The sequence below is a fragment of the Stutzerimonas sp. KH-1 genome (genome assembly GCF_054483855.1).
In genome coordinates, this window is the sequence record NZ_CM137011.1 from 3,097,364 (window position 1) to 3,117,994 (window position 20,631).

Annotated in this window: 10 protein-coding genes and 3 pseudogenes; 1 reads left to right on the forward strand and 12 read right to left on the reverse strand. The window is 56.8% G+C overall.

Going from position 1 to position 20,631, the window contains the following annotated elements:
* Positions 1 to 520 precede the first annotated feature (520 nt).
* Positions 521 to 1,087 (forward strand): RNA 2'-phosphotransferase, encoded by a 567-nt coding sequence (locus ACX1DW_RS15015; RefSeq protein ID WP_200600622.1) that lies wholly within the window; start codon positions 521 to 523, stop codon positions 1,085 to 1,087.
* On the opposite strand, the gene ACX1DW_RS15020 is transcribed toward ACX1DW_RS15015, so the two are convergent.
* The 12 genes and pseudogenes from ACX1DW_RS15020 to ACX1DW_RS15075 form a co-directional block, all read right to left on the reverse strand.
* The gene (locus ACX1DW_RS15020; RefSeq protein WP_200600624.1) at positions 1,064 to 1,513 is read right to left on the reverse strand and encodes a hypothetical protein; all 450 of its coding nucleotides are present in this window, start codon (positions 1,511 to 1,513) and stop codon (positions 1,064 to 1,066) included. The two genes, ACX1DW_RS15015 and ACX1DW_RS15020, sit on opposite strands and share 24 nt — an antisense overlap.
* Positions 1,514 to 2,792: 1,279 nt before the next feature.
* Positions 2,793 to 3,793: pseudogene (locus ACX1DW_RS15025) on the reverse strand (hemagglutinin repeat-containing protein); the annotation flags it as partial.
* A gap of 66 nt (positions 3,794 to 3,859) precedes the next feature.
* Positions 3,860 to 4,168 (reverse strand): annotated as a pseudogene (locus tag ACX1DW_RS15030) (transposase); the annotation flags it as partial.
* A gap of 801 nt (positions 4,169 to 4,969) precedes the next feature.
* Positions 4,970 to 5,671 (reverse strand): transposase, encoded by a 702-nt coding sequence (locus ACX1DW_RS15035; RefSeq protein ID WP_200600626.1) that lies wholly within the window; start codon positions 5,669 to 5,671, stop codon positions 4,970 to 4,972.
* 848 nt (positions 5,672 to 6,519) lie between these two features.
* Positions 6,520 to 6,903 (reverse strand): hypothetical protein, encoded by a 384-nt coding sequence (locus ACX1DW_RS15040; RefSeq protein WP_200600627.1) that lies wholly within the window; start codon positions 6,901 to 6,903, stop codon positions 6,520 to 6,522.
* Between the two features lie 584 nt (positions 6,904 to 7,487).
* A complete protein-coding gene (locus tag ACX1DW_RS15045) occupies positions 7,488 to 7,820 on the reverse strand; it encodes a transposase (protein ID WP_234464354.1) in 333 nt (110 codons plus the stop codon).
* Positions 7,821 to 8,100: 280 nt separating this feature from the next.
* Complete coding sequence (locus ACX1DW_RS15050) at positions 8,101 to 8,457, reverse strand: hypothetical protein (protein WP_458991780.1); 357 nt, start codon at positions 8,455 to 8,457, stop codon at positions 8,101 to 8,103.
* Between the two features lie 89 nt (positions 8,458 to 8,546).
* Positions 8,547 to 9,110: a hypothetical protein gene (locus ACX1DW_RS15055; protein WP_200601150.1), complete on the reverse strand. Its 564-nt coding sequence runs from the start codon at positions 9,108 to 9,110 to the stop codon at positions 8,547 to 8,549.
* A pseudogene (locus ACX1DW_RS15060) lies at positions 9,049 to 9,760 on the reverse strand (transposase). Before ACX1DW_RS15060 ends, ACX1DW_RS15055 begins: the two are co-directional and overlap by 62 nt.
* A 179-nt stretch (positions 9,761 to 9,939) precedes the next feature.
* On the reverse strand, positions 9,940 to 10,236 hold the full coding sequence (locus tag ACX1DW_RS15065) for a hypothetical protein (protein WP_200600629.1): 297 nt from the start codon (positions 10,234 to 10,236) through the stop codon (positions 9,940 to 9,942).
* Positions 10,233 to 18,500 (reverse strand): two-partner secretion domain-containing protein, encoded by an 8,268-nt coding sequence (locus tag ACX1DW_RS15070; protein ID WP_458991781.1) that lies wholly within the window; start codon positions 18,498 to 18,500, stop codon positions 10,233 to 10,235. Before ACX1DW_RS15070 ends, ACX1DW_RS15065 begins: the two co-directional genes overlap by 4 nt.
* Before the next feature lie 81 nt (positions 18,501 to 18,581).
* On the reverse strand, positions 18,582 to 20,297 hold the full coding sequence (locus ACX1DW_RS15075) for a ShlB/FhaC/HecB family hemolysin secretion/activation protein (RefSeq protein ID WP_411848495.1): 1,716 nt from the start codon (positions 20,295 to 20,297) through the stop codon (positions 18,582 to 18,584).
* Positions 20,298 to 20,631 lie beyond the last annotated feature (334 nt).

Genomic DNA, 20,631 nt, shown 5'->3' on the forward strand with positions numbered 1-20,631 from the left:
GAAAAAAGAGAAAAAAGGGGACAGATTTATTTATTCATGATCCCGCCAGCCTGGAAAATAAATCTGTCCCCTTTTCCTTAAGAAAGAGTCATGCGCTACAGCCTGTAGCACCGTTTTCCCAGTAAATTCGCGGCCTGCAGGGCAGTCTGTAGTCGCCTCTGTCTACAGCCGATTTTCGGCAAAACCGCGGCAGCCCAGTAACCACGCGGCTTTGGCGGCACCGGCAAGGTGCGTATGGTGTATAGCCAGATCACCGGGGTTGAAAGGGCCGGCAAACACCGCAAAAACACACCGGATTTAAGGGCAAACACCAGCCAGAGGGTCAAACCCTTCGCCAGCGGCCTGAGCGCTGGCAGCAGTAGCCGATAAGTAGCAGAAGATAGCCGCTCGATAGCTGAGAGATAGCTACAGATAGCTGATAGATAGCACAAAAGTAGTAACTCACCGGCGTGATGCAGGCATGTGGCAAGAATGATGCAAACCGCTGCCAATCAATGAATGATTTGAGGCGTTAGGCAGGATGGATACCAAGCAACTCAACGAGACCAGCAAGTTTCTTAGCTATGTACTCAGACATGAGCCTCAAGCTATCGGTTTGCAGCTGGACAGCGAAGGCTGGGCAGATATCGAATCCTTGATAGCCGGTGCGGCTAAGGATGGACGGACTTTAGATATTTCCCTGATTCAAACGGTCGTCAGCAGCAGCGATAAAAAGCGTTTCAGCATCTCGGATGATGGCCAGCGCATTCGCGCCGTGCAGGGCCACTCAACTACCAGCGTGAGCCTTCAACACGTAGAGAAAGAGCCGCCAGAGTTTCTCTACCACGGCACCGCCACACGCTTCCTTGAGTCGATCCGCCAGCAAGGGTTGATCGCAGGCTCTCGCCACCATGTGCACCTGTCGCAAGACATACCAACTGCTATTGCGGTTGGGCAGCGCTATGGAAAGCCTGTGGTACTAAAAATTGAAGCCCTCCGGATGCACCAACGGGGCTTCAAATTCTTTCAGGCAGAGAATGGGGTATGGTTAACTGCCCATGTGCCAAGTAATTTCACTTCCGAGTCAAACAACCGGCTGCTCATCTGATAAAGACACAGCTTCAGCCAACACATGGAATGCAACATTCTCCGATAGGAACTGAATACTAAAGTGCCTTACCTCTGACGAGCCGCCAGCAGAAACCGAGCCACATATCTCCATACTAGAGCTAACCCACTCTGAATCCATAAATTCTGTTAGTTCACCCAGGCTAAATTTACTTGAGTCACCATAAAACTCAAAAAACATACTTCCGGGAAAAGGAACCCGCATAAAGGCACGCACAGATTTAAAAGCAATCTCCCGCCTTAAACTCTGTACAGTATCAGCACCCTCAATACCCGGCACATCCCTCTCGTATTCAATATCCAATATCACATCCGCCCCTACGGAGCGGAATGATACTTTTGACTCACCGTACCCTGGCAGCCACTCATAAGGATTCAGGATTAACTTTGGCTGACCAATCTTCATGGGCGCACCGACTTTAGTTTTTCTGCGCCTGTCGGCGGAAGTTTATTATTTTTCAACTGATCTGCAGCCAGATCATTGAAGGTCTTGCCAGGATAAGCCTCAACACCCGTTTGATTTCGCCCAAACCACTGACTACGCGGAATTCCGGCCTGTTCAAGCGCCGTCGAGGTTCGTGTATTTAAAATAAGGCGAGTGCCATTCATATCCACATAGCCAACGGGAAGCTGACTCGGCTTAATAGTTCCGACCTTGAGCGCATCCGCCAAGTCATCCACTGTCTTGATCGGTTTACCAGCCAAGTCTGAATATATCTTTTGCCCATCTGGACTAAAGGAGCGGTCAGACTTAATTCTGTTCTGAGCAAAATTAGCCTCTGTCAGCACTCCTCTTTCTGCGTTACCGAGAGCACCCCCTGTTGCTTTTGGACCTTCGCCCACCTTAACCGGATGGTCATATGGTAGCCCAGCCTCCGCATCCGTTTGCCCACTATGCGGATTATGGTTCGTCGCTGGCGGATTGGTTTCCTTAACCTTGATGACTTTGCTGCCTGCACCACCAACCGCCGAGCCTACCAGCAGCGTACCAATGAGACCGCCGCCACCTAATAGGTAGGCATCGTTCTCGTATGAAGCTTCCAGGTCATGCCCTTCGACGCCTTCCGCTATGGCCTTACCCAAGACGCCTTTGAGGTATGCCTCATACTGGGCTACCTGCTCAGCGAAAGGCGTATCCGCCAGTGCCTGGCTGGCCGCCCACATCATCAAGCCTTTCGGTCCCTGAGCAGCTGCCAGCACGAAGCCGACAGCTTCAGCCTGATCCGGGTGAGCCTCTATATAAGAGTTTATCTCCGAGACTCGCCCCAGAATCACTTGCTCTGGACGCAGGCTTCCCGGCGTGACCGTCTGATCTGGTAAGACCACAGCATCAGCCAGCGACAGTAGGTTGGCTTCAGCTAACCCTTGCTCTGCCTGCTTAATGAGTTCTGGCTGCGTCGAAAAGGCATTGGTGATGCCTCGCAACTCGGCCAGCACCTGGTCTTGGAACGCCTGATCAGCCAACAGTGCCTTGGCCTGCTCCAGGCTCATGCCCGACATAATCAGACCGTATAGCGCCTGCTCAGCAATCTCGGCACCACCGGCTTCGACTGCGCCTTCCGCCAGCGCCCTGCCCGTCAGTTTCTCCAGTTCGTTCAGGGTCGCATTGGCCAGTACGCCAAGCTCCTTGAAATTCGCCTTGGCTGTTTCGTCGTAATTGGCAAGCTGTTTCCCCCAATTCTTGATTGTCTCAACCGGATCACCTACCGCCTCCAGCGACGACTTGCTTACATAAAGATCGGTACGCTCTTCCTTATCCTTGGTGATCTCATAAGCCTTGCTGACATCGCGGTTCAGCCCGGCCGTGGAGTCCTGGCTCGTTTCCGCGTCATTACGAACGATGATTTCCCCCGCCCCCACCGTGGCGCGGACGATCTGCTCGCGGTCCCGTTCGTATTGGTAGCCTTCGACGCTCCAGCCGCTTTCGCCTTGCGTACCCTTGCCGACCTGGCTGGCGTCCTGCTGGGTACCACCGTCACCCAGGCCATAGCTACCGCCCACGTTGAGGTAGTAGCTGCGTTCCTTGTCCTTGCCCGCGATATCGCTGAAGCCCAGGGTACCGGTGTCCAGCTTCAGGTTGCCGCTATCGGAGGCGATCAACGCGCCGTCAATCTGGGTGTGGTTTTCCGTGCGGATATCCAGCCGGTCCCGGGCTGTGATGCGGGTCTGCTCCTGTACCCAGTTGGTCTGGCCAGTGGTCTTGCCGTAACCGACCGAACCGCTGACACCCGCCCCCGGCCCGATGGTGACAGTGGCGCTCAGGTCGAACTCCTTACCCTTCACCTCGCCGGTATCCGGCAGCGACGACACGTGCAGGTCGCGACCCACCCGGCCGATAACCTCGTCGCCCCGCAGCTGCGCACCGGCAATGCTGGTGTCCTTGCCGCTGCTGAAGCTCAGGCGCTCGCCGGCATAGAGGTACGCCTCCTGCTGGCGTTCGCCTTCGCGCTCCAGATGGCCCTTGCCCAGGTTGACGCTGGCGTAGACGCCTATACCTTCGGTGCCAAAGGTCAGGCCGACTTCACCCCCCGGCGCTACGGCGTTCGCTCTCGCTGCTGCTGGCGTTCTGGACCGCACGAATGTTGAGGTCGTTGCCAGCCTTGAGGTCGATGTCCCGACCGGCCTGAACCTGGCTGCCGATCAGACTCAGGTCGTGACTGGCTTGCAGGTTGATGTCGCGACCGGCGGCGGGGAAAAAGGGGACAGATTTATTTAATTAGCCAACCTAACCGGCCGAAAAATAAATCTGTCCCCTTTTTGTACACAGCGTTCCAGATCGGCCTTCCAACCGATTGCGATACCGCGTGGCTCGTGCGGCGAGTGCTTTCATCAACTGACCAAGCCCGGCCATGGCCTCACCCGGTGCCAGTAGCAGGTGAACATGGTTCGTCATCAAGCAGTACGCGTAGACCTTGACGCCAAAGGCATCCTTCAGCTCGCGTAGATCAGCCAGGTAGCGCTGGTAATCTTCGTCAGCAGCGAATACGACCTGGCGGTTGTGACCTCGCTGGACGACATGGTGCGGGTAGTTCGGCAAAACAAGGCGGCCCATCCTGGGCATAGCGGCGCTCTCCATTGCTTGGAAAGACGTCAGGGTAGCGGAGGCGCGAGAAACAGGTTGTAGCGCCTCTCACGAACGGGGCCGAAAAATAGATCTGTCCCCTTTTCTTGTCAAGAAGCAGTTCGGACGGCGTGATGCACAGTCGCCTTCAAGCAACTCAAAAACACACATCAGCAACTGAAAAAGAACAGAAAAACAACACGAGACAACAGAAAGAGGACACCTGACAACTGAAAAGCAACACCGGCACGAGGCCGGTGCTGGGAGACTAATTAAATAAATCTGTCCTCTTTTCTTAAAAAATAGATCTATCCCCTTTTTCCGCTAGTTGCTTTTGGACCATCTAATCAGGCAAAACAACCAAAGAACTCCACAGTGGCGGAAGACCGAGCTCCTCCATGTAAGCCCCATAATCTACGAAAGTTTCAACTCCAATGGCTTCAGGCGAGAACCATGTCGCTTCACATTCTTGGCAAACATACAATATCTTTTCACTCGACTTAATCCGGGCTTTACAAATATCGCCTTGAGCACATCTTGGACAAAGCATTTTAACCCTCTACTTAACTGGGTACGCAGTAATTATCTTGTTCGCTCCAGGCCGAACAATGATTTTTATGCTGGTCTCGCCAGCGGTTCCGATAACACGTTCCATTGGAACAATATATGCGCCAGGGTCTTCTGACACAGAGCTTCCTTTCTTAAGCCACGCCTGATCGACCAAACCTAAAATCTCTTTCCGATCCAAATTAAAGACACTGTGCGTCGTTTTGTTTGGGTTGAGCGAAAAAGGGGACAGATTTATTTTTCCGTGAACGCTCGCGGCCTGCCTTGCCCTCTCCGCTCGATTCGCAGCCCGGCAATCCGCTCTACTTCGTCTACGAAGCGGCTATCCCCCGTCAGCTGGCCGCGCTGCAGGCCTTCACGAATCAGGGATAGCTCCGCTTGCGATACGGCGCCATGAACGAACGTCCGATATCGCTCGCTCCGCTGCTGCGCAGTGTTCCCTAACGCCAGGTAGCAAGGATCGGTATCCAGCCATCCCGTTGAATCACCAGTGTCTATTCGGCTGGTATAGCTAGACCAGCGGTATTCGCTTGGGTCAGCCACCATCCATGCTCGGACCGGGTTCAGCTCGATATAGCGAGAACAAGCCAATAGATAGGTATCGGTTTGGACGACGCTCGATCTATAGCGGCTTTCCCACAGCGTTCCAGATCGGCCTTCCAACCGATTGCGATACCGCGTGGCTCGTGCGGCGAGTGCTTTCATCAACTGACCAAGCCCGGCTATGGCCTCACCCGGTGCCAGTAGCAGGTGAACATGGTTCGTCATCAAGCAGTACGCGTAGACCTTAACGCCAAAGGCATCCTTCAGCTCACGCAGATCAGCCAGGTAGCGCTGGTAATCTTCGTCAGCGGCGAATACGACCTGGCGGTTGTGACCTCTCTGGACGACATGGTGCGGGTAGTTCGGCAAAACAAGGCGGCCCATCCTAGGCATAGTGGCGCTCTCCATTCCTTGGAAAGACGTCAGGGTAGCGGAGGCGCGAGAAGCGATCTGCCGCGCATCTCACGAACAGGACTGGAAAATAAATCTGTCCCCTTTTTTACCCTTGGAAGACATCAGGTTAGCGGAGCCGCGAAAATTGGTTTGCAGCGCACCTCACGAACATAGCCGGAAAATAAATCTGTCCCCTTTTCCTCGTTCGTTACTCGTTACTCGTTACTCGTTACTCGTTACGTTATCAGCGACACCATTTACTCGCTTTCCGTTTATGATTGTTGTGTACTGACGTTCAGCATATGGAACACTTCCATATATTTCTCGCACACCACTTTCATAGCTCTGTGCCTTGTCGATGGCTCGACCGCCGCTGATGGTCACGGGCTTGGTGGTTTCTAGAGCCTGACCAGTTGCTTTTGCACCAACTCAACAGCCGATTTTTTCCTACACCGGCCCCCAATAACCATGAAATGGATCTTGAGGAGTAACTAATCTCCAAGTAGCAGATGAGCCTAGGCACTTAAACCACTTTTCCTCAAAACCTGGCCCCGCGTAGCTTTCCTGAACAGAAACCTGCACCACCATCCCAGCCTTAACTTGGTCTGCGAGCCAAGCAGAGAATCGTGCATATTCCTGAAGGGATGAAAACCCCTCTATGATTTCCCAACTACAATCACTCATTGTTTTATCCAAGAAGAGTCGATTTTAATGGGAAAAAGGGGACAGATTTATTTAATTAGCCAACCTAACCGGCCGAAAAATAAATCTGTCCCCTTTTTGTATCCCCTTTTTGTACTGTCCCCTTTTTGTACTCTTTTTCTACTTTTCCCGTTGCGTTGGGCTGTTCACTTGGCATTGCGTAACACAGCTGTAGCTTCCCGCTTGGCTACTGGGGCTAGCCCATCTAAAAGACTTTGATCCATGGCTGCCCGGCGCATAAGGATCATCCCTATTGACTCACCGCAGGAAGCAAGAACGATATCGGATTCGTTATGGTCTTGCCCAACCAACATAAGCGCTGCTAGCACACTTTCGTCATCGAAGGCACCAAGGTCCATCGCTGCATCATCACGCTCATCTACTCGGGATTTTTTGTCCAACAAAATTTCAATTAAGCAATTCGCTTCTGACATATCTTTATCTCCACGACTGCTCAAGCGGTAAGTGAGTTCCGACAGCGCGCCCACCTGTTTGCCCTGTAAAGGGATTGACATACGTACCTTGACCATCTAAGCGTGCGTCAAACCGAGGCTGCTGACTGCCACTCCCTAGCCCGTCTCTAGTGCCGGCCACTGGCTTTATTTTCAAGCGCCATGAGAAACTTCCGTCAGGGTTTTTCACACCCCATACTTCAGGACCTTCCCCTATTTGCTTGACCCAGCCCTTACTATTTGCCCAGCCGCGCAAAGTACGAACATTCTGCTGCCCCAGTTTAGAAAGCGATTGGGCCGCCTCATGAAATTCTCCTTTTAAACCACCCGCTTTAACCCCAGCCCAATACTCATATGCCTTGTTTACCTGAGCCGACCCAATGATGGTATCCGTACCAGCCGGCCTGGATGGCCTAGACCCAGCAACCCCTGCGGCAAAGAACAATAGGGGACAGACCACGTTTTTCTAAATATCTGGCGCACTCTTGGGGCGCCCTGGCTTGCCTCTTGTGACTCTTCGCCCCAACGCTGCCTCAACTTCGGCAGAAAATTTCGGACTTCCCAGTGCGTAGTTTCCATTTGTTGCGGCACGTAACTGATCAACAAGCCCTGGGTCTAGCTGATAGCGGAACAATTCTCTATAAGCCTCAGACCTGAGCATCTCATGCTCGACCCAGTGCCTCATAGAGAGGATGTGGACAGCGCAGCGCTGAGAACTCACCCTGCGCATTGGCCCGGTAGCTCGACCAGCGATATTCCGCCGGGTGCTCAACCATGCCTGCACGGATAGGATTCATCTCAATGTATCGATAGCAAGCCAACACATATGCCTCTTCCTGCATGAGGCAAGAGCGAAAACGACCTTCCCACAGCATCCCGCTACGGCGGTATGTGCGATTAACATACTGCACGTAACGCTGCCCTAGCCCCTTCATCATGAGTCCTGCACTATCAGGGCTTTCGGGTGTGACCAACAAATGAACATGATTGGTCATCAGACACCAGGCATGGATCGTACATCCATGTTTTTTTGCTTGTTACGCCAATACATCCTGATAAAAAAGATAATCCTCATCAGCGTAAAAACAGCCGGAGCGATTGTCCCTCTCTGAATCAGGTGAAGTGAAACGCTTGGCAATGATATGCGTGCTCGACGTGGCATACAGACCTCCTTCCATGGAATTCCATAACCCTAGACCAATAAACGTGGTCTGTCCCCTATTGTTCACATGTCCCCTATTGTTCACAGCGCGCTAGCAGTTGCTTTTGGACCATCTAAATCTCTAGCTTAGACAAAGCCACGTCATCTGAAACTCTAACCACGCTATCAATGATGGACAAGTTATCCTCAGACTCCAAAACGCTAAAGCCACAATCCCCAAAAGCGAAATACACACCAACACAACCATCTTCCACACCCGAAATAACATACTTGTAAACAGCAAGCAGATCCTTGCCAAAGTATCTATCCAACTCATCCGACCTCTGAATCGGGTACGCGAAATCATCGGAAATCTCATCCAGCCCCAACAGCTCTGGTTCAGAACCAACGGACAAAATCCTTAACACACCCTCCCCAATATCTAACGAAACCCACCCCGACCTTGAAAATCTAAAAAACAGAACCAGCATTTTACAAACCAAAGATCCCGACATAAAAAATGACCGAAATCTAAACTCACAAATTCTCTCGCCAATTATCATAGAGCTATATCTCACAACTAAAACTTTGAGGATTTCTCTGGAATTAAAGTATCAAACTCATACTTACCACCAGGCAACACTCGCAAGCTCACAGTGCTATTGGTCTTGGAGCTGTAGACATGAATAAGATCATGACCTCCTCGAACAGCAGACTTAGTAATTAATTCACTAACAGCTGTAGCGTTTTCCAATGTTTCTTTAACTGTCAGCTTAGCCTGCTCAACACCTGCACGACTGGCCTCGTAAGGTAACCTACCTTCACCTATTTTCGCACCCAACTTTTTGTTTAGGTTTGCTGCTTGAGAGCCAAGAAACGCATCAACTCCACCGAGCTCAGGAAGTTTTTGAGTTCCTTTTGCGCCGCCCTGCAAAAGCAAATCAGCTCCATACTTTGCCTCAAGCGACGCTAGCGTTTCCTTAGAAACTTTTTCTCCGATGCGCCGAACAGCTGCAGCCTTGCTGGATGGTGTCGGGAACGCAAGATCTATGGCTATCGAAGCATCGAAAAAGGGGACAGATTTATTTTTCCGTGAACGCTCGCGGCCTGCCTTGCCCTCTCCGCTCGATTCGCAGCCCGGCAATCCGCTCTACTTCGTCTACGAAGCGGCTATCCCCCGTCAGCTGGCCGCGCTGCAGACCTTCACGAATCAGGGATAGCTCCGCTTGCGATACGGCGCCATGAACGAACGTCCGATATCGCTCGCTCCGCTGGCACGCAGTGTTCCTTAACGCCAGGAAGCAAGGATCGGTATCCAGCCATCCCGTCGAATCACCAGTGTCTATTCGACTGGTGTAGCTAGACCAGCGGTATTCGCTTGGATCGGACACCATTCGTGCACGGACAGGGTTCAGTTCGATATAGCGAGAACAAGCCAATAGATAGGTATCGGTTTGGACGACGCTCGATCTATAGCGGCTTTCCCACAGCGTTCCACAGCGTTCCAGATCGGCCTTCCAACCAATTGCGGTACCGTGTGGCTCGTGCGGCGAGCGCTTTCATCAACTGACCAAGCCCGGCCATGGCCTCACCCGGTGCCAGTAGCAGGTGAACATGGTTCGTCATCAAGCAGTACGCGTAGACCTTGACGCCAAAGGCATCCTTCAGCTCGCGTAGATCAGCCAGGTAGCGCTGGTAATCTTCGTCAGCAGCGAATACGACCTGGCGGTTGTGACCTCGCTGGACGACATGGTGCGGGTAGTTCGGCAAAACAAGGCGGCCCATCCTGGGCATAGCGGCGCTCTCCATTGCTTGGAAAGACGTCAGGTTAGCGGAGATGCCAGAATTGGCTCGCAACGAAACTCACGAACAGCGGGGAAAAAGGGGACAGATTTATTTAAATAGCCAAGCCAACCGACCGAAAAATAAATCTGCCCCCTTTTCGTTGATTATTAGTATTTGTACTTCTCCCGCTAATACCCTCTAAAAAAAAACATTAAAAAAAAGCCTACCAGCACAAAACCACCCATCAAATCTCTTCCGTACTTCATGTCTGTCTCTCCCAAAATCCCAAGACCTATGGAAATACGCCACCCACTAATATATGAGAAATATGCTTGACCAAACAAAGCCTGTACAAGCAGGGATGTAAACATGATTTCTAAATCATCTATTAGGGTTACACCATTCAACGCTGCTGAGCACAGCATTATCAAAAGCAACTTATACCTTAAAGGATAAAGTTTCCTTTCCAAACTACTTTGAATCATCGCATCGTCTCGTCGACTATATTGCTCCAGACGTCCGCTAAGTCTAGCGCAGTTGTAGCTTTATCCGCCGCGGCGGCAGGAACCCCTGACTTTATAGCAAATTGTTTGAAGCCTAAGCTCAAAGCAGCAGCAGAAGCAGCACTTTTTAAATCTTCTTTCAAGTATCCCGCTAACAGGCTAGCGGTTGTGGAGCCGGTACCAAGAAGCGCAGAAGCGCCACCTGTAGCAACTAAAGAACCATAACCTAACGCTTTACTTGTCTTTTCAATGGTGTCTACGTCTGCAGCTTTAATCCAAGCTATCGTTCCTGCATCTGAGAAGTCCAAGTTGGCACCAACAACTTGGCAGTCAGCGCTTCCACAGGAGAAATACCGCGGGTTGTACACCTTACCATCAACTACAACAGGCACCCGGTAACCATCCCCGGTCTCATCTAGCACATACCCTGTCAGTCTGTCCCTTTTTTCATTTGGGCGGACGACCGAGTAGTCATACCTAGGCACACTACGCACCTCATCATACAAGCCCCATCCATAGGCATCAGTACTCTCTTTGATGAACGCTATTACTTCATCGTCCGCGTTGGCAAACACCTGTAAGAATTGCTTATCCCCCACAGGTATCCATTTTCCATCCGGATCATACATTCCATCCTTCGTAGCAACTATGTCAGTGCCGGGGCTTACATCCGTACCCTTTATCGACGTCAGTCTCAACTGCTCCTCGATTTGCTCTGCTGTGTACTTCCCCTTACTTTCCGCAGCCAACCGCTTCGCCAAGACCTTTTCACTAGGATGCAATTGCCGATTATAAGCCGTTGCGTTCTTCGTCAATTGCGCTGTCTTGGCTAGGTCTCCCTCCGTCCAAGCTGCCGCTGCAACGCCTATAAGTTGCGACGCGGCAAGCTCAAGGTTTTTGTCTGCTTTAACCAATTCGGATAGCTGTCCAACTAACGCCTCGTTCGCACCTGCTGCGAGCGCTCCCGTTTCAAACGTGCCGCCAGCTGCTTTACTAAGCATGCCCCCCACTATCGCGTGCAGCGCAACTTTCTGGGGCGATCCATCTTCCCATTTGCCCTTGGCATAATCGCCCACAGCGTTGAACGCTACGGCCTGCAGGACCCCTTGCAGCTGGCTGGTCAGTGCGGCATTTAGATTGTCACTGAAGCTCCCGCCATTAATGACCGTCCCTACTCCAGCCTGGACGACCCCCGTTGCAGTTGCGTGCCCTGCATAGCCGAGCACATCCTTGAATGAGCCGAGATCGAAGCCTTTAGTGACCGAATTGGTTGGGTTTGTTTTACCGCCAAACGCCGGGTCAACGACCCCAGCCACCAGACCGGCAGTAATACCAGCCGCAGCGTAGCTCTTAAGGCTGTCAGACGAGTGAGTTTCTTTGAGTACGGCCGCCAAGTTGCCCTTGTTATTGATCGTGCTAACGGCCGTCTGAGAGACGGATGCATGGAATGCGCCTTGTGCCATAGCTCCTACGATCGTTCCGGCTGTACCGCCACCAACGGCACCTCCCGCTGCTGCAGCAATCGCCGTTCCGGCGCCAGCGGTAACAACGGACAGCACAATTGCAATAACAAGAGCTGCGCCACCACCTAACCCTGAGCTTTCGTACTCGAAGCTGTCATGAATCTCCTTCACCCGCCGCCAATCCACATCCCCGCGCGCTTCGGCTTCCTTGATCCACGCCAGCTCAGGATCGGCCTTGACCATGGCGTCGATGGTCTGGCTGACGGTCTGCTGGTTGACGTGCTTGATGTCGATCTTCAAGCCGTCCACCGCATTAATAACCGTCTCGCCTTTCGCAATCAGTACGCTCTGCCGCAGGGTTTCGTCTGTGGTGCCTTTGCCCTTGGCCGATTGCCAGGCAAGGCTGCTCTTGCTCTTCTCGTGGCTCTCCTGATCCAGGTCTTTCACCGCCTCGAAGGTGATAGCGCCGCCGCTATCCAGCGTGAGGTCATTACCGCTTTCCAGCCGGGCTTTCTGATAGAGCTGATCGCCTTCGCTGACGAGCGTCAGGTCACCGCCGGTGGTGATGGTGCTGCCGATGTTGCGAACCGTGGTCACCTCGTCGCGCTGGGTTTCCTTGCTACCGAAGCTGCCTTTCGATTGTTTGTCATAGAGCGAGTATTCGCTGTTTTGCGCGGCGAGCAGGTTCAGTTCTCCACCTGCGTATAGATAGGCCTCGTCACCGGCGCTGATGCTGCTGGCGACGATATTGGTGTCGCCATCCGAGATTGCGGTTAAGTCGCCGCCGGCAATGAGTTCGGCGCTTTGCTGGGTGACGCTATCGCGCACCACATCGACCTTCTTGCCACCACCCTTGCGGTGATGTTCGAAGTGGGACTCGTTGGCCGCCGAGGCGATGGTGATGTTTTCCCCCGCCTCCAATGCCATGTCGCCTCCCGCTTGGACCTTGCTGCCGATCACGGCCAGGTCTCGATCAGCCTGGAGCGTAAGGTCGCCGCTGATCTTCACATCCGAGGTGTGCTGGGCGATGGCCTGAATGTCGGTCGTGGACCTGCGGTCGCGCCGCGACATGGTGTCCTGTTCTCGCTGACTGGCAATGACCAGGTCGCGACCTGCAGTGAGGCTGGCATCCCCCCCGGCGCTGATGGCACTTCCGACGTTGAGTAGATCGCGCCCGGCTGATAGCTGAAGATTGTTGCTCGCCTCGATACGCGCCGCGCTATCGGCAAAATCTTGCCGGTCCTGGTAGCTCGCGCCACGAGTAACCACGTGTGTGGTGACGCTGCGCTCGTTGATGATGTCGCCGGTCAGCGCTACGGCCGACACATCGCGGCCCGCGATGATGCCGCCTGCAGTGTTGCGAATGCTGTCGGTCGCCAGTAGCTGCAGGCGCTCGTTGGCCTGCATCAGACCGCTGTTGTTGATGTTGCCGGCCGTGACATCGAGGCTCTGGCTGGCGCGCAGGGTGCCCTGGTTGTTCAGGTTGCCGCCGCTGATAAGGGACACATCGCGGCCCTGAATCAGCGCGCCGGTGGACGCAAGCCTGCCTTCGGCCTGGGCCAGGTAGAGCACCGGCACCAAGACCTTCTCGCCCATGACTTCGTGCTCCTCCATCCAGACGATGTCGTGGGTCAGGGCTGCAACCTGCTCGGAGGTGAGCGAGATGCCAAGGCTCAAGCCAAGCGCGTCTTTGCTGGCGATGGCGTTGTCCATCAAGTAGCGGAACATGGCCTCGTCGCTGGTCAGACCTGCAAGGTAACGCTGGCCGGTGCGCGCGACGATGGCTTCGCGAATCAGGCGTTGCTCGTACAGGCCATCGCCAAGTCGCTTCTGCGTCGCATCGGTGTCATAGCCGAGATTGCCGAGCAGGTAGTCCGAGCTCATGAACTGCCTGAGGTCGGTGAGTGCCGGATTGGTTTCGATCAGGTACTTGTGGGCACCCGCCGCGCGGCCGGTTGACGGCACAGCCTGAATCCCTCTAGGCGGCTGAGGCGACGCCGTGCCAGCAGCCGCGCTCGCGGTTGCGTCCTGACTGCTCTGGTTGCTGAGGCGGAACAGGCCATGCTCGCCCTGCGGCAAGGTGAAGCCCGGCAGAGTCAGCGGGTTGACCTGCTTTTGTTGCAGGTCGGGCGGTAGTTGGGGGTTGAGCGTGACGTAGGTGGCAATGGTATTGCCGGGCTGAGTCGTACCGACCCGATTGCCGCCTGACACATAGGCGAAGCCGGGGCGCCGCACGCTGTTGTTCAGTTCCGTGGTCGCGTTGACCCTGACGGAGCCGGCGGCCTGGATGATGCCGCTGTAGTCTGCGGCGTTGCTGTAAGTTGGCGAACTTGGGCTGGAGATGATGTAAACATGTCTGGAGATGAAGCTGTTCAACTCCGCCTCGATATCACCGGGGTTGTACGTGGGGCTTCCAATCCAGTTACGTGCGTTGAACGCGTCCGCTTCTTCACGACGCTCTTGAACCCTGTCCATGTAGACCCGGTGAGCATGAACGTCACGGATGGTCGTTACATCTCCGACTTGAGCGCCTTGGTTATTGAAAGTGCCCGTATCAATGCGGAGGTCACCGCCTGTCGCGACGAGGCTGTATCGATTGTCGAAGGTGGCACTGGATATTGTTAGGTTCCGCCCGGCAAGTAACTGCGCTTGGGGGCTCACGTTCGTCGCTTCAGTACGGTCTATCTCGATCAGGTCGAAGTGCGAGCTTTCCTTGGAGCCTCCGCAGTCACCACATCCTTTGTAGATGAAGCGCGCCGAGAGCTTTCTGCTAGCAATATCCAACGACTCGCGCGCGTTTTCAAAGGCACGGGCGGCGATGATCATGGTGCCGTCGCTCTCCACTGCGCCGGATATGTTTCGGAAGGTTTGACCCAGCGCTCCCGCATCGTTCGCAGCAAAGGAGAAATCGCCAAGACTGTAGATATCGCCTCGCAGGTTGCGCAGGTCAGCGCCACGCACGGCCAGGTCTCCACCGCTGAAGATCAGCCCTCTGTCGTTGAGTAGAGCATTTGTCGCCAATCGAACCTGCTCGGCCCCGCCAAGCGTCCCGTAGTTGTTCAGCGTCGCGCTGCGCAGGGTGAAATCGCCGGTAGACGTTACTCGGCCGCGGTTTATGGCCAGCCCTGCGATATCCAGCGAGGTGACCGCGCCGCCAGCGATACGGCCGCTTGTAGCGAGGTCGAGGGAAGCGGCGTTGAGCGTAAGGCCACCGAGGCTGGTGAGCTGGCCGCCGCCGCTGTAACTAGCGGTGAGGTTCAGGCTCAGATCGCGATCGCTGGCAATCACGCCGTTGTTGACCCAGCGACCGCCGGTTGCGACGAGGCTCTCGCCTGCCAACAACTGGCCGCTGGCTGTCTGGGTGAAGTCGCCGACATTGAGTTCCAGACGCTTGGCCTGGATAACGCCGCTGTGGGTCCAGTTGGCGGCATCGAGCTTTAGCGCGCCATTGGTGATCAGCGTGCCGCCGGCCGCGGTGGCCAAGCTGCTGGCGAGGCCGAAGGTGCCGCTGCCTACGTGGCGAACGGTGCCGCCGTCGTTCAGGAAGCTGCCAAGGTTCAGACTCAGATCACGGCTGGCTGATTCGATCAGGCCGCGGCGGTTGTCCAGCGCGCCACTGGTGGTGATCACTGTGCTTTCCAGCTGGCCGAGGGCGCGTAGCGCGCCACTGTCGTTGGTCAGGCCTGCGCTGTGTACGGTCAGGCCCTTGGCGCTTTCGACAAGGCCGGCGCTGTTGTTCAGGATGCCGCGCAGACTGAAATCGATGTACTGGGCGCCAACCTTGCCGGCGCTGTTGTCCAGTGCCTCCGCCTCGATCTCTATGGCATCGCGGGCGTACAGACCACCACCAACATTGAGCAGGTCGCCGGTGGTGATGCGCGAGTCGCCGCCGATGGCGGAAAGATGGCCTTGGGAATTGTCCAGGCGACCGGCCTGGACGCTGAGAGTTTGTGCCTGGGTGGTGCCGCCAACGTTGCCGAACAGGCCGGACGTGGCCAGCTTCAGCTGGCCGACCAGGCTGTTGAGAATGCCTCCATTGCCGTTGTCCAGGCTTGCGGCTTCGACGTCGATATCGCCCTGCTGGCTGAGGATGCTGCCGCCGCGGTTATCCACGGCACCGGCCGTTTTGACCAGCACGTTTGCTTGGCCCTGCAGAGCGCCCTGGCGGTTGTCGAGATCTCCGGCCGCCACCGTTACGGAATCGGCCTGGCTGAAGACGAGGCCGTCCGCGCTGTTGTCCAGCGTGCCGATCGCCTGGATGGCCAGGCTGGCCTGCGCGCCGACGGTACCGCCCGCATTGGTAAGGCTTGCGGCGAAAAGGTCGAGCAGCCCCTGGCTGGTAATCCGTCCGCTGCGGTTGTCGATATCTCCAGCGTGCAGCAGCAGGTCGCGGCCGCTAGCCAGGCGCCCACCGTTGTTGAGCAGGGCGGCACCGAGCAGCAAATGGAGGGCGCCGGTGGCGGTCAACTGCCCGCTGCTGTTGTCCAGTGATTCGGCGCGCAGATGCACATCCGAAGCGCCGCCCAGCTGACCGCCGACGTTGCGCACGGTGCCTGCCTGGAGCTCGAGCTCACCGGTGGCGCTGATCAGACCGCCGCTTCCGTTGTCCAGGGCAGCGTCCAGCTCGGCGGTGATCGCCCCTTCACTGGAGATGATGCCGTTGCCGCGGTTATCCAGGCTGGCCGCATGCAGCTGCTGGTCGCCCCGGCTGACGAGTGCGCCTTCGCCACTGTTGTCCAGGTGCCCGCCGAGTTCCAGCTTCAACCCGCCATTACGGCTGGACAGGGTGCCGCCCTGGCTGTTGTCGAGGCTACCGCCGCTGACTGTCACACCTTGCCAGCCGGAAACGAGACCGCCCTGGTTGTTCAGCTGCCCGGCTTGAGCATCAAGTGTTTGTGCCGCGATCAGGCGGCCGCCCTGGCCGTTGTCGAGCCGCTCGGCGCCGACCGTCAATGAAGACGATGACGATGCTTCGCCACCGCGATTATCCAGCGTGTCGGCGCCGGCCAGGCTTACCGGCCCCTTGCCGTGGATCAGCCCGCCGCGGTTGTCTAACTCGCCATTGTTGAGCTGCAGGGCTACCGCCGCCTCACCGATCATGCGTCCGCCCGCCTGGCTCAGCGAGCCGAGATCGGCTGTCAGATCGCCGCGGGCCGAGACCTCGCCGCCATTGCTGGAGTCCAGGCGGCCGGCATTGAGATCGAGCACGCCATCGCTGACGATCAGGCCACCGTCGCGGTTGTCGATCAGGTCAGCAGCACGAACCGAAACCTGCGTGCCACTGACCAGGCCACCGCGGTTGTTCAGCGCATCGGTTTCCAGTCGCGCCTGCCCCTGTGCAGTAATGCGGCCCTGCTCGCCGTTGTTTAGCATCCCGGCAGCAACCGTCAGATCACCGAGCGCGACGATATCGCCACCCCGGTTATCCAGGCTGTCACCGCGTAGTTCGGCATTGCCGCGGCTTTGCAGCAGACCATCGCGGTTGTCCAGTTGCGCGGCATCGATCGTGACCTGCTGGCCGCCCAGCACGCGGCCCTGCTGGTTGTTCAACGCGACGGTATCGATGCGAGTCGTGCCGGCGCTGAGCGTGCCGCCCTGGTTGTCTAGCGTCTGGCTCGCCTTTGCCGCAAGGGTGCGCCCGGCTATCAGCGTGCCGCTGTTGCGGATGGTCTCGGCGGCGAGCGTCAGGTCGGCACTGGCGTTGCGGCTGTTGTCCGCTTTGACGCCCGCTTCGACGATACCCTGGTTGGTCAGCTCTCCAGCGCGAAGCACGGCGCTGTCGCCTGTTGCCAGGCTCTGTCTGTTGATCAGGCCGTCCTGCGCTGTGATAAGAGCGGCACCCGTAGCGTAGGTATCGCCATTCAGTTCGACTTGCTGCGCGGCAATCTGCAGATCCCTGGCGGCAGCACTGCGCCCCATGCTCAGCCGGCCACTGGCATCAATCTGAATATCCCCCGCGCTGGCCGCCATGTCCCCGGCCAGCTTCACGCCGACACCCGCTTCGGTGCCGACCAGGCGAATCGCCCCGGCGTACATGCCGCCGAATGCCGAGCTGTCGATGGCGAGCAGCGGCTTTTCGCTGCCGTCCGGCGTTTTCGCGGTAACGCTGAGGTCATCGGCCTTGACCACATTGCGACCAGCGATGACGTTCAGCTTGTTGGCATGCAGTTCAGCGTTGATCTTCGCGCTGCGGGTAATGAGGTCGAACTGGTCGACGTTGCTGGCGTTGAGACCCTGCCCTTCGATGGCGATCTGGCCACCATTGACGTCGAAACGATCGAGGCGGCCATTCTCGATGACCGGGGTGCCGGTGCTGAGGGTGACGCGCGGGGTATTGATGAAGCCGCAGCCATCGCAGCTGATGCCATGCGGGTTGGCGACGATCACGTGGGCCGACTTGCCAGCCACTTCCGTGTAGCCCTGCAACCGGCTTGCGTTGCTGCCCGTGACCTCGTTGAGGATCATCCCGGCGGCTTTGCCGTTGAGTTTGCTGTTACCCAGGATGATGCCGCCAAGCTGGGTGCTCTGGGTGGCCGTGGTGGCATTGTTGAGGATCAACCCCTGCTGGCCGACGTTGTAGTCCTTGAACTTGTTGTACGACAAGCCGTTGCCGTTGGGTGCGGCGATGTTGACGACCGGTACGCCATTGCCCGCCTGACCGATAGTCACACCGCTGCCCGCCGCTGCCGCTAGCTCGGCCGCCGCACTGACGATGGGGTTGAGAAACATCACGCCAGCGAGTATCGCGGCAATGTTCTGGAAGAAGGGGCTGCGCACGTCCATGTGATGACTCCGGCTTGCTCAAATCAACAGAATTCGGGAAGAGACCGACGCTTCAAGCCCGCCCTACAGGCGGGACGGTATTCAGAAAAACAGATCGATGCGGAAATACACCGGGCGCTCACGCTCGGTAATGTCGGGCCGCTCCAGCGAGTGGGCGAACGTCAGCGAGGTGGCCAGATGTACGCCGCGAGCGGTGAGCTCCAGGGCGTGGCCTGACATGCGTCCATGCTGATCCGGGTTGTAACGCCCGCCGTGGATCACGCCGACGTCGTAGGCATAGGCCAGGCCATACTCGTGCAGGAAAGGTCGCAACGCTTCCCAGCTGACCGGCCGCCGCCAGCGCAACTGGTTGCGCCAGTACCCACCGGTGTCGCCGGACAGTGACTGCTCCTTGAAGCCGCGCACCGAGGCCAATCCGCCAATGCTGATGCGCTGCGGGCTGTAGAGCACGTCTTCACTCTTCTGGCCATTGAGCAGGCTGTCAAAACTGAACGACTCGCCCCACAGCTGGAACGGCTGGAGTGCGCTCAGGGTCAGGGTGTACTTGTGGTAGCGCGCCTCGGGCTCGCCTGAGAGCGGGTCGCCACGACGCTGGGCATCAAGGGCACCGATGCCGTGCTGCCAGCCGGCATCGACGTTGACGAACGCAGTGCCAATCCGCCGGCCATGATTGAAACCCAGCTGCATCTCGGAGAGGCGCTGGCTGGACACATCCAGCAGGCTGTTCTCGATGTAGTTGCGGGTGCGCAGGTGGGACAGACCGACGTTGATCGCCGTCTTGCTCACGGCATCGCGGTGCAGCACACGCTCGGCGCCGAGCTGATGGCTTTTGCTTTCACCGTCAAGTTCGAAGGCGAAGCCTGCCGCATCGTTCTGCGTACGGTAGTAGCTCTGGTTGTAGCCGTAGCTGAACGTCCACCAGCCATACGGCAGTGTGTAGAACAGGCCCTGGTTCGCCGAATGGCGGTAGTGGTCGCTGACCGCATCACCGCCAGCACGCAGGCTCAGCTGGTCGGCAAGCCCCAACGGGCTGTCCCAGTCGAAGCCCAGCCCCCACTGCTGTTCGCCGGTACTCTGCTCACCGTTGTTATGCCGGTTGAGACTGACGCGCCACGGCTTGAGCGGATCGCCCTGCAACTGGACTCGACTGCCGCCCACCGCCTGCCCCGGCAGCAATTCCAGCTGTGCGGGACGCGATGGCAGTCGGTTGAGCTGGTCGATCAGTTGTTCCAGCTCACGCAGGTCGACGATCTGACCGGTGCGGCCCGGGAACGCCATGGCCAGCTCGCGTTCGCTGGCCATCGCCGATTGCTCGAGCCCCTCCAGCTTGCCCTCGACGACCAGCACTTCCAGCTCGCCATCAGCCATGTCCTGCTGCGGCAGATAAGCGCGTGAGGTGACGTGGCCATGGTCGATATAGAACTGTGTGACGGCCTTGAGCAGCGCATTGAGCTGACTGGCCCCGAGGCATAGATTGACGAAGGGCGCCAGCAACGCGGTCTGTTGCTCGGCGGAGATACGAGTGGCGCCTTCAAGACGGATGGTCTTAATTTCGAAACAGCGCTCGTCCTCGGCCGGCGGCGCGGGCGGGAGCTGCGCCTCGCGCCCCGGCAACTGCTGGAGCTCTTCGATACGCCGGCGCTGCTCTTCGAGCAGACGTTCCTGGCGGTCACGAATCAGATCGCGATCACCCGGCAGAGGGGTGTTGGCCGGCGGGACTTGCGCGAAAATCGGTGCGGGAAAAATGCAAATGACAGAGAACAGCGAGGCGAACAGCAGCCGGCGCATCGTAACCATCCTTGGTCAGGCAAAACGAAGGCGGCGATGATGGGCGCAGTGCCATCATCGGACAACTACCTTCGGTCCTGTATGCGTACGCAAAACGCAAACGGTTTCGCATATCTGAAACGACCCTGACTCGGATGCGGAACTTTTCGATTGGACAAGCTGCTCGACTCGCCGTCTATCGGCAACATGCCCAATCGAGACAGCGACATCGGTTTCGCCAGCCACGCCGAAACCAGCGGAAACAGGACGAGCGAGACGGCGTATGTGACGAGAACCGACCGGTCAGGCGGTCGGGGGCAACGGGGCGCAATTGCCGGTGGTAGAGTCGGCGGCGCCCTTCTGA

What these genes read in the sequence shown, in the direction of transcription:
- ACX1DW_RS15070 (WP_458991781.1), bottom strand. Translation starts at nt 18,500, where the DNA reads ATGGACGTGCGCAGCCCCTTCTTCCAGAACATTGCCGCGATACTCGCT.
- ACX1DW_RS15065 (WP_200600629.1), bottom strand. Translation starts at nt 10,236, where the DNA reads ATGATTCAAAGTAGTTTGGAAAGGAAACTTTATCCTTTAAGGTATAAG.
- ACX1DW_RS15050 (WP_458991780.1), bottom strand. Translation starts at nt 8,457, where the DNA reads ATGCTGGTTCTGTTTTTTAGATTTTCAAGGTCGGGGTGGGTTTCGTTA.
- ACX1DW_RS15040 (WP_200600627.1), bottom strand. Translation starts at nt 6,903, where the DNA reads ATGGTCAAGGTACGTATGTCAATCCCTTTACAGGGCAAACAGGTGGGC.
- ACX1DW_RS15045 (WP_234464354.1), bottom strand. Translation starts at nt 7,820, where the DNA reads ATGACCAATCATGTTCATTTGTTGGTCACACCCGAAAGCCCTGATAGT.
- ACX1DW_RS15015 (WP_200600622.1), top strand. Translation starts at nt 521, where the DNA reads ATGGATACCAAGCAACTCAACGAGACCAGCAAGTTTCTTAGCTATGTA.
- ACX1DW_RS15020 (WP_200600624.1), bottom strand. Translation starts at nt 1,513, where the DNA reads ATGAAGATTGGTCAGCCAAAGTTAATCCTGAATCCTTATGAGTGGCTG.
- ACX1DW_RS15075 (WP_411848495.1), bottom strand. Translation starts at nt 20,297, where the DNA reads ATGGTTACGATGCGCCGGCTGCTGTTCGCCTCGCTGTTCTCTGTCATT.
- ACX1DW_RS15035 (WP_200600626.1), bottom strand. Translation starts at nt 5,671, where the DNA reads ATGCCTAGGATGGGCCGCCTTGTTTTGCCGAACTACCCGCACCATGTC.